Genomic DNA, 11,806 nt, shown 5'->3' with positions numbered 1-11,806 from the left:
GAGAATAGGAGGTATTTTAAAAGTGGAAGAACATATAATACTAGAGTTCATAGATTACACAGATGACCATTGGAAATACTTTATAAAATTTGAAGAGGGAGAGGAATATAATTGGTATATAACCTGCAAGTTCCCAAACAATAGAAAGCATTTGATAAAAGTAGATTTGAAAGATGAGAGAAGTCTGAAAAAATGTATGGAGCAGATATTTAGTGATAACAGCAGATATTACGAGATAGAATGGCTCAATGGAGTAGAAATAGTAAAGAAGCTTTTAAAGAAAAGGTCAGGAAGATTCATATCTTTTGATGAACTGAAAAAGGAAATGAAAATACTGGAAGAGATAATCAATAAGCATAATGAAAATGAAATAAAATAACAAGGAAGAACATCAGGATAAATTCTGGTGTTTTTTTATTTTTTGTAAAGATATTATTTGAAATGATGTAAAAAAATATTTTTATTGTTGCTATTTTACTGTAAAACTGGAATGAAAATAAGCGAGAAATTAAAAAATGAGTATGTTTATTAAAAAAGTTCTTAAAACTAAAAAATCAATTTTTTTTAAAATAATTTATATACAAGGATAGGATGTTGTGCTAATATAGATAACGTTACATTAAAAAAATAATTTAAAAAATTAAAAAATGGTTTTTAAAGAGTACTAAGTATAAAAAAGTTCGCATATATTATTATAAAATTGAAGGAGCGTAAAAGATGGACAGGAAAAAAAGTACAAAAGATTTGTCATCCTACTGGAGAAAAAAGAAAGTCTTGAGGATATTCATATGCCAGTACAAAGGATCAGCTTCAAAAATTTAGAAACCAAATTTTTACTTAATTTTATAAAAAAATAAACTTACTTGGAGAAGAGGAAAAGAGAATGGATAAGGTTAAAATGCTGGGAATATACGAAGAAGGATATGGAGTTGTAGCAAAAAAAGTAATGAGGGACAAAACTTTAAATATTTTATCAAAAGCTGTCTATGCCTATATATGCAGTTATACTGGAAAAGGAAAGGATGCCTTTCCATCGCAAAATTTGATATGCAGAGATCTGGGGATAGGAAAAAGTACACTGGTAAAATATATCAAGGAATTAAAAGACAGAGGATATGTCCAGCATAAAGAAAAAGGGAAGTTTGCCCAAAATCTATATACTGTAAATGCTATACCGTGTATAGTTTCGTCGGATACGGTAGAAACCGATACGAATCCTACCGCACGCGGTCAGGTGAACACTAATAATAACAGTCTTAATAATAACAAAAAGAATAATAATAACATAAAAGATAAAAAGATAAATAATACACACACAGAGGTGGAAGAGAAAGCTGATGATAGTGCAGAACATAAAAATGAGATTGAGAAAGAAAAATTAAGTGATGCGCCTATGGAGATACAGGATATATTAAAAAAATATAAAGAGCTGGGACTGCCAGAGTATAACTACAGACCAGATAACTATGTAATCTTGGGAGTATGGAGAGAATTAGGAGCTGTAAAGCTTTTTGAAGCACTGACACTGATGTCGGAGTCTGAGTTTGTAAAAAACAACATGAGCGTCAACAGTATTTTCAAGATAGAAAACCTAAAGAAAGCCATGAATGGAAATTTTAAAGATAAAGAAAACAAGGGCAAAAAGAAGAACAGCTCCAAAAAAGAATTTAAAAGACCAGAATATAAAGATTTTACTGAAAAGTTGATAGATGGTGCTTTAAATGGAACATTAGGGGGAAATAAAAATGATGAAATGTAAATATTGCAATAAAGATTATGTGAGAAATGAAAATAGATATTTGGAACTATTTCCTGAAAGCCTTAGGAAAAATGTGGAATATATTCCAGCCTGTGACTGTCTGGAAAAGGAAAAAGAAAGGGAAATGGAGGAATTGGAAAGAAAAAGAGTTCATGAATGTATAAAAAATAAAGTGAAAAAATATGAAGAAATTTCTGTCATAGATAATAAATTTTTGGAAAGCAGATTTGAAAATGCAGATATGAGCAGTAAATATATGCAGTTGGGAAAGAAATATGCAGAGAATTTTCTGAAAAAAGACAAGCAGATAGGATTGTTGTTTTATGGGGGAGTAGGAACAGGAAAGACTTTTACTACAGCCTGTATAGCAAACTATCTCATGGAAAGAGGAAAGACAGTATTGGTAATAAATCTGGGGCTATATCTCAATAAAGTGGGGAGAGATTGGGGAGAAGCTGAAAAAAGATTTTTAGAACAGGTAGAAAAGTGTGATCTGATAATCATTGATGACTTTGGTACTGAAAAAGATCTGGATGAGAATCAATCCTGCTGGAGAGCTGAAAAGATATATAATCTCATAGATGCAAGGTACAGAAGTAATAAACCTTTGATATTATCTACAAATCTGATTTTCGATAGAGATGAAAAAATATGTGAACTAACTAAGAGGTTTTCTGTACATGGACAAAATAGGATAAGGGACAGAATAACAGATATGTGTTTTCCTGTAAAAGTAGCAGGGAAGAGCAAAAGAGGAATGACTCAAGAGGCATTTATAGAATTTATCTCATAAAAAACAAAAAAGGATTTAATAAAAAATAGATTAAAAGGGAGAATTACAAATGGAGAGAGAGGAATATATATACAAAAAACTAGGAAATCTTTCAGCGCTGGACAAGGCACTGGCAGAGGAAATAGTGGAGCATATAGGAGAATGGGCGACAATAAATGAGGCGGCAAAGTATTTAAAAAATCATAAAAATACTATCTACGAAAGAGTTGAGGAAGGAGATGTTATTTCCAGAAGAATTGGAAACAAAATTTTAATTTACACTAGAAGCCTGATTTTTTTATTAGAATAATTTTGAGTACTTCACGAATCGTCATAAATCGTCACAATTCATCACTGGTTTATTTTTTCTCAAAAAGGTATCATATACCTATGGAAAAAACAAAAACACAGGAGGTAGCAAAATGGCAACAGAAGACAATCAAGTAATATTAGCAGTGGTGCAAAAGGAAATTACAAAGGTGGAAAGTTCTATCAAAAGAGAAAAAGCTATATTGAAAAATATAGACGACATCACAGCAACTATTGAACACATAGCTGAACAGATAGAAGCAGGAACACCACTTCCAGAAAACTCAGCATATGAATCATATGGGGAATGGCAGACAAGTGCAGAAAAAGAGATCAAGTCTTATCACTCTTCACTGGAAACTATTGACAAGTACAGAAGCTTACTGGCGGCATATCACTTCTATGTGAAAAACAATATACCAGAGGCTTAATCACAAATTAAAAAATAGGGTAGTCTTTCAAGATTACCCTATTTTGCAAGGGAGCAGGTCATGAAAGAAATAACAACAAAATTTCTGAAATACTTTGTCTGTAAATGGCTGGGAACTAAAACTGTAGAAAATATCTTGATAGTTGCTATGAGAGAGCTAGTGAAAAGAACAGAAAGCAAAATCGATGACAGGATATTTGAAGCAGTATTTGGAAAACTGGAAGGGGAGAAAAGTGAATGAGAACATAGAAATCTATTTTAAAATCGTAACAACAACAGTCACTTTCCTTTTGGGATATCACAGGTATATATTTTCACTCTTTGAAAAAAAAGTAGATAGAACAGTGTGTGAAAAAGAAAGACTCTTCATAGAAAAATTCAGAGGAGAGAATATAAGGACACTAACTGATGGAATCAAAAGAATCGAAGAGAGAATGACAAGGATAGAAGAACAATTAATGAAACAGAACAAATGCTAAAAAGACTAAAAAAATCTTCCCATAAAAAAAAGAATAAAAATAAAAAAGGTCCTCAGTATAAATTTACTGGGGATTTTTGTATTTAAGAGTACTTTAAAAAAGTTCTCTTTTATATACTTTTGCGAACATTTGCATTTTTGCTTATACCAAAAATTTCTTTAACTCATAATTTAATACACTATACTTACATGATAGATAATATATTATTTTCTCAAAAAAGTCAATATTTTAAATTTAAATAATATTCTCTAAAATTAATAAATAGATAGGTGTTCGCAAAAGTATATAATTGCGAACAGCAAAAGGGGGTCATTTTGACAATAAAGTCTTATAAAATGTAAAAATAAAAATTGCAGACATGTTTTATATTTATTAAAATTTATATATTTTTTTTATGGAGGGAAAGATGATAGAAAAGATTATGAAGGCTGTAAAAAGTGGGAACAAAAAAAGGGGAAGAAATATTACAGTAGGAGCAGTAGTGGGAATGCTTCTTTCTTGTACAGCAGTAATGGGAGCAGATGATAATTATTTATGGATAAAAGAAGATGGAGGAGCAATAAAATTTAATACAGGAGTTACTACTGATGTTGATGGTAATGGTGGAAATTGGTCAACAGATAATACATATACTGAAAATGCTTGGGATGCAGCTACTCAAACTTATACAAACAATATGACATTATCATCAAGTAAGAATAATGGGAATAATGGCTATAACGATATAAGTTATGGCTTTAGATTAAGTGGAGATTTAAGTAAATTTAATTTTATAAATAATGGTTTAATAGCAACAACAGGAAATACTAGGTATGGATATGGAATTTATAATAGTGCTGTTAGTATGGAAACTTTAACAAATAGTGGTTTAGTAGTAGGAATAAGTAGCTCTAGTGGATATGGAATTAATAGTACTAAGAGTATAGAAATTTTAATAAATAATGGTTTAGTAGTAGGAACAGGTGGGTTTAATGGATATGGAATTTATATTGATTATGGTATTAGTATAGGAAGCCTAATAAATAGTGGATTAATAGTAGGAATAGCAGGGGATGACAGGGATGAAAGCGGATATGGAATTTATCAAGGAAAAAATTCTACTATAAAAACTCTAACAAATAATGGCTTAATAGTAGGAAAAAGTTATCAAGCTTATGGAATTGAAATTGGTGGTAAGAGTATAGAAAGCTTAACAAACAGTGGTTTAATAGCAGGAATAAGAACAAGTGGATACAGTGGGGGTTATGGATTCATGTTAACTATGCTAATGTGATAACCTTAACAAATAATGGGGTTATATTTGGAAACACTAATGCTATAAGAAATCATAATAGTGGTGGAAAGATAACTTCAGCAAATAACTATGGGATATTAGCAGGAGATACAGCAGTTGATGGACTAAAAGTAACAAATTATGGAATATATATTACAGGAAACTTTGGAACAGTAACAGCAGGAATTGGAGGAAGTCAAACTGTAAAATTTGGAAATTCTGAAAGGGGAATGACTATAAAAAATGCTGTTATAACAGGTGGTTCTGGGACAGGGACATCAACAGAAAGTTTTGAGCTTTCAGGTAATCCTACTGAATTTGATAATTCTATACTAAATGGAAAAAATGAAACATTAAAGATTACAGGAACTGAAGGAGAGGTAAAAGGTTCTGTAATAAATGCCTATGGAACAGCAGTTGTCTTTGGTGAAGTAGATAAAAAACTTACACTATCTGGAACAATAGTAAATGGTGGAGTAGATGAAACAAATAAGATAACAGTATCAGGAAGCAGTGGAGGAGATACCTTGATACTTCAATCTGGAGAAGTTGGATATGTAGGTGGAAGTACTGGAACTCAAAATACTGTAATAAATGGAAATATAGCTATGGAAGGTGGAGCAGATACTGTAACTGTTGATACAGGTGCAATAATTAATGGAAATGTAGATATGGGAGCAGGAGCAGATGCTCTCACAGTAGGAAAAGGAGCAGCAATCACTGGGAAGATAAATATGGCAGCTGGAGATGATATTCTTACTATTACTTCTGAGGGAATAGTTAATGGAGATATAGATATGGGAACAGGTGCAGATACCCTTACAATAGAAGCAGGAAGTATAATTAATGGAATTCTTGATGGTGGAGCAGATAATGATATTCTTAATTTTAATTCAGCAGTAACAAGAGCTGTAGCTGATGGTGGAATGAATATTCTTCATAATTTATCTGGATTTGAAAATATAAATGTAAATTCAAATGTAACTCTATTTGAAAAAACTGTTAAAGATGATGGAAGTGTGGGAGATTTAACAGTAACAGATGCAGAAAATATAACAATAGGAGCAAATGGAATACTAACTTTAAGAATAGATTCAAGTAAAGTAGATAGTTCAAGTGGAACAGATAAAATTATAGGTCATGCACTCTATGAAAATAATGGAACAATAACTTCAACTGGAGGAAAACTTCTTCTTGCTCTAAATGGAGCAGGAAATGAAAGTATAATAAGTTTTGGAACTACTCAATTAGATGAAAGTTTGGTAACAGGAAGTAAAGGAAATTTTGATACAACATCAAAACTTCATACTATAGAAAGTCTAGATGGAATAAATGAAGTAAAGGTTGTAGTAAGATGGAGCATTCCTGAAATATTTAAATACAAACAGCTTAATAAAATATATCATGGAATACTTTCTGTAGATGAATTAGGAAATTTCAATGTAGATGATGATGAAAAATTATTAACATTCCTGTCTTATTTAAATGACATCTATGCAGGAAATCCATACTCATATTCAGGTGAACTATCAAGAAAGTCAGTGGGAATGTTTAGAGATATAGTTACTGATAACCAATTTAAAGCCAACACTGGAAAATGGATGATATATGGTGGATTAACTCATGTAGATGGAGGAACTAAAGATACATACTATGGAAAAGGATATTATACATATGATATAGGAAGTTCTGACATGGATGCTGATACAAAAATCACTGGAGCATATATGCTTGGAGAGTATGGAATATCTGATACATTGACTTCTGGAGTAGTAATTGGAGGAAACAAATTAAAATCTGACTTGTCTAATGGATCGAAAGTAGATGGAAGCGCATTGTATCTTGGAGGATATGCTAAAAAGTATATTGGAAATCTAAAAGTAATAGCAGGAGCAGGATTCCAGTATGGAGACTATGACGCTGATAGACTGACAGTAAACAAAGTAGCTTCTGATTCAGTAGAAACAGTAATGAAATATTCAGATAATTATAATGATACAACATATGATATTTATTTAAATGGAAGATATTCACACCAAGTGGGAGACAACTTATTCCTAGAGCCTTATGCAACTTTATCATATACATACATAGACCAAGATGGAGCTAATGAGGGAAGTAAAGTTCTAGCTATAGAGACAGACTCTAAGTCATTTGACTACACAGTGGGAAAAGTGGGAGTAGATCTTAAAAAAGTTATTCCTCATGAAAAAGGTAAAAGTACTCTTTCAGCAGGGATAAGCTATACTAAAATACTTGATGGAGCAGATGAAGAGCATATCACAGGAAGATTTAAAGGTGGAAGCAATTTTGATATCTTAGTGGCTCACAAAAATGAGCATAGCATTGGCTTAAATGCAAAATATGCTCTTGAATTAGAAAATGGAGTACTATTTGATGTAAAAGGAACTTACTCAGTAGAGAGAGATTCACATAATCAATCTGGTAAAAACAGAACTAAAGGTGAATGGATAGTAGGAGCAGGACTAGGTTACAAGTTCTAAATTACAAGGGAAGGGCTGGCTGATATAGCCAGTCTATTAATAAGCTGATATTAAAGGGGTAGATATGACAGAAGGAAAGTTTATAAGATTCTATAAAAAAAGAAATAAATGCAGAAGTCATAAAGAAGTAAAAGAAAAGATAGACTTGTTTTGGGATGCATTGCTGAAAGCACTGGAAGAAGATAAAAAAGTAGTATTCAAAGACTGGGGAGTATTTGAAAAAAGAGAAATAAAATCAAGAAAAATAAAAGTACCAACGTTGGAAGGGGCAAGATATACCAAACCAAAAGAAGTAATAAAATTCAGAGCAGGAAAAGGGCTTATAAAAATGGCTGAAGGTGATGCTGATGAATAAAAGAGAGTTTGCAAAAACCTATAGAAAAATAAGTTCAGAAGATATGACAATAGAAACTGTATTAACAGATGTAGATATTTTTCTTGAAACGCTAAGAGAGGCTCTGCAAATAGAAGGAAAAGTAAAGTTTGTGAAAAGAGGAACTTTTGAAGTGATTTCAAGAAAACCAAGGGTGATATCTAATCCAGCAACAAGAGAAAGAATGACAGTATATCCAAAGAAAATAGTGAAATTCAGAGCATCTAAAAAAATAAAATAGTTAGTTGAAGGCAGGGAGAAATCTCTGTCTTTTTTAGAGAAAGAGAGAAGCTGTTTTATATAAAAAAGCTATAAGCAAATTTAATTGCTTATAGCCTAAAAATAAGAATTACTTCAAAGAATAACAGATATCTGTAATAACAGAACCATATTTAATCTGATTTTCTTTTCCTGTATAAGGATCAGCTGTAATAAATACCCTACTTACAGAATCATACCCAATAATTACCACTGCATGCCCAGGAAGTCCTACTATTACAGGACGGTTATTATCAATATTTTTTATTATTAGATTCTTAAAATCATCGATAGTTTTATCTATTACTATCTCTCCTTGATAACTTAAAGTGGGAGCTGCCAAATGCAACAATTCTAAAATTCCATCATATCCTCCTTGCTTTCCTGTAGAAATTGTTCCAGCTTTTTTTAGTAAATTAGCATAATTATAGTTAGTATTATTCAAGTAGTCTATTGTCATTTTACAGCTTGCAATCCAGCAGTCATCACTTTTTTGTTGTTTAAATAATTGAAAATTTCTTATTTTGTTTGTTGTCATATTCTTAATCCTCCATAAAATTCAATATTTTTTGATATATCTTTTCGTTGTATCTGTTGAATCAAATTTATTATAGTGCTTTCATTTATTCCCCCCCCTTGAATATTAAGTATTTTTTATAAATTCTCTAGAGATATTTATATTATAATCACTTTTCTATAATATACCAAATTTGTATATAATTTTTTGGAGTATAAAAAAGACTGAAAGGATTTTAACTCTTTCAATCTCATTTATTTTATAGATAATTAACTATATAAAATTATTTATGGATTTTATTTTATATTATAATATTAAAATTCAGTTGATGCACAATTATCTCCTGATGCAAATACCATTTTTTTAATATTAAGTTTATCCTTTAATAAAGAATAGAATACTTCTATTAAATTTTCACACGTAGCCACTTTTTTTACAACTACTAATCTACATTCTGGATAGGCTTTTGCTAATTCGTTCTCTATTGGTAATTCTATATTAGTATTTGTTTTCGTTCCTTCTTTATTCCTTGATTACAACAATAGTAATCATTACTATTATTGTATATGTAGTATAACCTTTTTAATGTTTAATGTAAAAAAGATAGATAAAAGAATAAAAAATAGAAAACTAATATTTATAAATAAATATTTTTTAATCTTCATATTTTCTATAATAGTAGAATATTGCAAATTAGGATTGAAAAAATTATCTTCTAGCGTAAAAAACTTTATTAGTATTGAGCTAAGCCTTGATTTTAGCTTATCTGAAAACCAACCCAAAGTCTTTACTATAAAATATTAAATTTAAATATTAAATATTTAATATTTGAATAAATTTTGATTAAAAAATATTTTGATTTTAAAATTAAAAAGAGTATAATAACCTCAAAGCGCTTTTATAAAAAAATAATTAATGGAGGTAAAACAATGATTAAAAAAAATTTTTTTAGATTATTTATAATATGTTTATTTTTTAGCCTGGTTTTCTTAGAAAAAAATACATATTCTAATGAACTTCAACAGCAAGAAAAGAATAACAAGATCACCTTCACTGATCTTTCTAATAGGAAAATTGAAATTGATGGCCCTATTAATAGAATTTTTTTAGGTTTTTATGAAGAATCTTATTTGGCAGTTGCAGAAAATTTTAATAAAGTAGTAAGTATATCTAAAGGAGAATGGGCAGATTTTTTTAATGACCAGTACAATGCCTATGAAAAACAGATGCCTGAATTAGATAAAATCATAGATACAGGTTCTATATATAAAGGTTCTTTCAGTATGGAGACTTTATTAAACTCTAAACCACAGGTGGCTATAGTTGCTCCTTTCCAATATGAAACTCTGGCTGAAAATATAGATAAATTAGAAAAATCAGGAATAAAAGTTATTGTAATTGACTATAATTCTCAGACTTTAGAAAACCATATAAAAAGTACAAAAATTTTAGGGAAAATTACTGGAAATGAAAATAGAGCTGAAGAACTAATAAGAAATTATGAAAATGCTTTAATTGAAGTAAAGGAAAGAGTAGAAAATATTAAAAACAGAAAAAGAGTATATGTAGAATTAGGAAATTTAGGTGCTGATCAAATAGGTAATAGTTATGGTAATTATTTATGGGGAAGTCTTATAAAATTAGCTGGAGGAAATAATATAGCAGAAAATAAAATTGACAGTTATGGTCCATTAAGTCCAGAATATATTTTAACATCTAACCCTGATGCAATATTCTTTGCTGGAGCAAACTGGGCTAATGATGCTGGTGACAGGGTTTTAATTGGATTTAATATTTCTCCTGAGCAAACATGGAAAAGGCTTGCTCCATATACAAAAAGAACTGGCTGGAAAAAATTAAATGCCATAAAAAATGGTGAAATATATGCTGTAAATCATGGTGGACTTCGTTCTATTTATGATTATGTATATGTGCAGTATATAGCAAAGTCCTTATATCCTGAATTGTTTAAAGATATTGAACCTAAAGAAAATTTAAAGAATTTTTATAAAAAATATCTTCCAATCACTCCAGAAGGAACTTTTATGACAAAATACAATGAAAAATAGCAGTTGCCTAAGGAGTGATGAAAATGAATAAAAAAATTAATGGAGAAGAAGTATATAAAAAAATAAATAAAAAACGGCAAATGGCCTTTTATATTTCTTTAGCTGCAATAATTATAATGCTGCTCTTTGACCTCATGACAGGTTCTTCAGGGATGACTTTAGAAGATACAATAAAAGCTCTTTTAGCAGGTCCGTCTTCTGAAAGTATAGAAGCTGCTATTATATGGAATATCAGGCTTCCTATGACTCTTATATGTCTGACAGTTGGTGCATCATTAGGTTTAGCAGGTACACAGATGCAGACTATACTTTCTAATCCGCTGGCAAGTCCATATACTTTAGGAGTATCCTCTGCTGCTGGTTTTGGAGCAGCGATAGCTTTTATATCTGGATTTCCATTTAAAGGAATACCATGGCTAAATGCTCCTTTTATGGCATTTGCTATGACTTTGCTGGGTACAATGGCGATTTACTTTTTAGGAAAACTAAAAGGTATGAAAGCACAATCTATGGTACTTTTTGGAATAGTTACACATTTCTTCTTTCAAGCATTACTATCTCTAGTACAATTTCGTTCTACTCCTGAGGTAGCAGGTCAAATTGTTTACTGGATGTTTGGAAGTCTACTTAAATCAACTTGGACGGGAGTCATAGTAAGTGGAGTTATATTTTTAATTTGCAGTATATTGTTATCCAGATATGCTTGGAAATTGACTGCAATAGCTGCTGGAGAAGAAAGAGCTAAAAGTCTGGGAATAGATACAGATAAAGTAAGGTTACATGTATTTTTATTAAGTTCACTGCTTACAGCTGGTGCTGTGGCATTTGTGGGAACTATAGGTTTTATAGGACTGGTAGCTCCACACTTTTCAAGATATTTTGCAGGAGAGGACCAAAGATATCTAGCCCCTATGGCTTCTCTTTTTGGAGTATTATTAATTGCATGTGCTTCAATTTTAGCTAAAATAATTATTCCTGGAATAATTATTCCAATTGGAATAGTAACATCTCTTATTGGTGTTCCATTCTTAATTTTCTTAATTCTAAAGAAAGGGGTATGACA

12 protein-coding genes and 1 pseudogene are annotated in these 11,806 nt (G+C 30.5%); 12 read left to right on the top strand and 1 reads right to left on the bottom strand.

Annotated features, from left to right (window positions below; translation table 11 throughout):
* Positions 1-22 precede the first annotated feature (22 nt).
* From C4N20_RS14695 to C4N20_RS14650, 10 genes and pseudogenes are all read left to right on the top strand, one after another.
* Positions 23-379, top strand: a complete 357-nt coding sequence (locus C4N20_RS14695) for a hypothetical protein (protein ID WP_005977261.1) — start codon at positions 23-25, stop codon at positions 377-379.
* 504 nt (positions 380-883) lie between these two features.
* Positions 884-1,759 (top strand): helix-turn-helix domain-containing protein, encoded by an 876-nt coding sequence (locus tag C4N20_RS14690; protein ID WP_005976983.1) that lies wholly within the window; start codon positions 884-886, stop codon positions 1,757-1,759.
* Positions 1,746-2,552 (top strand): ATP-binding protein, encoded by an 807-nt coding sequence (locus tag C4N20_RS14685; protein ID WP_005976985.1) that lies wholly within the window; start codon positions 1,746-1,748, stop codon positions 2,550-2,552. Before C4N20_RS14690 ends, C4N20_RS14685 begins: the two co-directional genes overlap by 14 nt.
* A gap of 49 nt (positions 2,553-2,601) precedes the next feature.
* Complete coding sequence (locus C4N20_RS14680; protein WP_005976987.1) at positions 2,602-2,841, top strand: helix-turn-helix domain-containing protein; 240 nt, start codon at positions 2,602-2,604, stop codon at positions 2,839-2,841.
* 112 nt (positions 2,842-2,953) lie between these two features.
* Positions 2,954-3,271 (top strand): hypothetical protein, encoded by a 318-nt coding sequence (locus C4N20_RS14675; protein ID WP_005976990.1) that lies wholly within the window; start codon positions 2,954-2,956, stop codon positions 3,269-3,271.
* A gap of 60 nt (positions 3,272-3,331) precedes the next feature.
* Positions 3,332-3,511 carry a hypothetical protein gene (locus C4N20_RS14670; protein WP_005976992.1) on the top strand — a complete coding sequence of 60 codons (180 nt, stop codon included), beginning with the start codon at positions 3,332-3,334 and terminating at the stop codon, positions 3,509-3,511.
* The gene (locus tag C4N20_RS14665; protein WP_005976994.1) at positions 3,504-3,749 is read left to right on the top strand and encodes a hypothetical protein; all 246 of its coding nucleotides are present in this window, start codon (positions 3,504-3,506) and stop codon (positions 3,747-3,749) included. Before C4N20_RS14670 ends, C4N20_RS14665 begins: the two co-directional genes overlap by 8 nt.
* Positions 3,750-4,155: 406 nt before the next feature.
* Positions 4,156-7,526 (top strand): annotated as a pseudogene (locus tag C4N20_RS14660) (autotransporter domain-containing protein).
* A 64-nt stretch (positions 7,527-7,590) separates the two neighbouring features.
* On the top strand, positions 7,591-7,881 hold the full coding sequence (locus tag C4N20_RS14655) for an HU family DNA-binding protein (RefSeq protein WP_005977267.1): 291 nt from the start codon (positions 7,591-7,593) through the stop codon (positions 7,879-7,881).
* Positions 7,874-8,140: an HU family DNA-binding protein gene (locus tag C4N20_RS14650; protein WP_005977268.1), complete on the top strand. Its 267-nt coding sequence runs from the start codon at positions 7,874-7,876 to the stop codon at positions 8,138-8,140. Before C4N20_RS14655 ends, C4N20_RS14650 begins: the two co-directional genes overlap by 8 nt.
* A gap of 108 nt (positions 8,141-8,248) precedes the next feature.
* Here C4N20_RS14650 and C4N20_RS14645 read toward each other — a convergent pair whose 3' ends face one another.
* A complete protein-coding gene (locus tag C4N20_RS14645) occupies positions 8,249-8,695 on the bottom strand; it encodes a C39 family peptidase (protein ID WP_005977270.1) in 447 nt (148 codons plus the stop codon).
* A 908-nt stretch (positions 8,696-9,603) separates the two neighbouring features.
* On the opposite strand from C4N20_RS14645, the gene C4N20_RS14635 reads away from it, so the two are divergent.
* The gene (locus C4N20_RS14635) at positions 9,604-10,743 is read left to right on the top strand and encodes an ABC transporter substrate-binding protein (RefSeq protein WP_005977272.1); all 1,140 of its coding nucleotides are present in this window, start codon (positions 9,604-9,606) and stop codon (positions 10,741-10,743) included.
* A 23-nt stretch (positions 10,744-10,766) separates the two neighbouring features.
* Entirely contained in the window at positions 10,767-11,804 is a 1,038-nt protein-coding gene (locus C4N20_RS14630) for a FecCD family ABC transporter permease (RefSeq protein WP_005977275.1), read from the top strand.
* The last annotated feature ends 2 nt before the right edge of the window (positions 11,805-11,806 follow it).

Source organism: Fusobacterium ulcerans, from assembly GCF_003019675.1.
Taxonomy (GTDB): Bacteria; Fusobacteriota; Fusobacteriia; order Fusobacteriales; family Fusobacteriaceae; genus Fusobacterium_A; species Fusobacterium_A ulcerans.
This window is presented reverse-complemented; position numbering and strand designations above follow the sequence as displayed.

Excerpts from the sequence above, each read along its gene's own strand:
- C4N20_RS14690 (WP_005976983.1), top strand. The coding sequence starts at position 884 with ATGGATAAGGTTAAAATGCTGGGAATATACGAAGAAGGATATGGAGTT.
- C4N20_RS14650 (WP_005977268.1), top strand. The coding sequence starts at position 7,874 with ATGAATAAAAGAGAGTTTGCAAAAACCTATAGAAAAATAAGTTCAGAA.
- C4N20_RS14680 (WP_005976987.1), top strand. The coding sequence starts at position 2,602 with ATGGAGAGAGAGGAATATATATACAAAAAACTAGGAAATCTTTCAGCG.
- C4N20_RS14655 (WP_005977267.1), top strand. The coding sequence starts at position 7,591 with ATGACAGAAGGAAAGTTTATAAGATTCTATAAAAAAAGAAATAAATGC.
- C4N20_RS14645 (WP_005977270.1), bottom strand. The coding sequence starts at position 8,695 with ATGACAACAAACAAAATAAGAAATTTTCAATTATTTAAACAACAAAAA.
- C4N20_RS14685 (WP_005976985.1), top strand. The coding sequence starts at position 1,746 with ATGATGAAATGTAAATATTGCAATAAAGATTATGTGAGAAATGAAAAT.
- C4N20_RS14670 (WP_005976992.1), top strand. The coding sequence starts at position 3,332 with ATGAAAGAAATAACAACAAAATTTCTGAAATACTTTGTCTGTAAATGG.
- C4N20_RS14675 (WP_005976990.1), top strand. The coding sequence starts at position 2,954 with ATGGCAACAGAAGACAATCAAGTAATATTAGCAGTGGTGCAAAAGGAA.
- C4N20_RS14630 (WP_005977275.1), top strand. The coding sequence starts at position 10,767 with ATGAATAAAAAAATTAATGGAGAAGAAGTATATAAAAAAATAAATAAA.
- C4N20_RS14635 (WP_005977272.1), top strand. The coding sequence starts at position 9,604 with ATGATTAAAAAAAATTTTTTTAGATTATTTATAATATGTTTATTTTTT.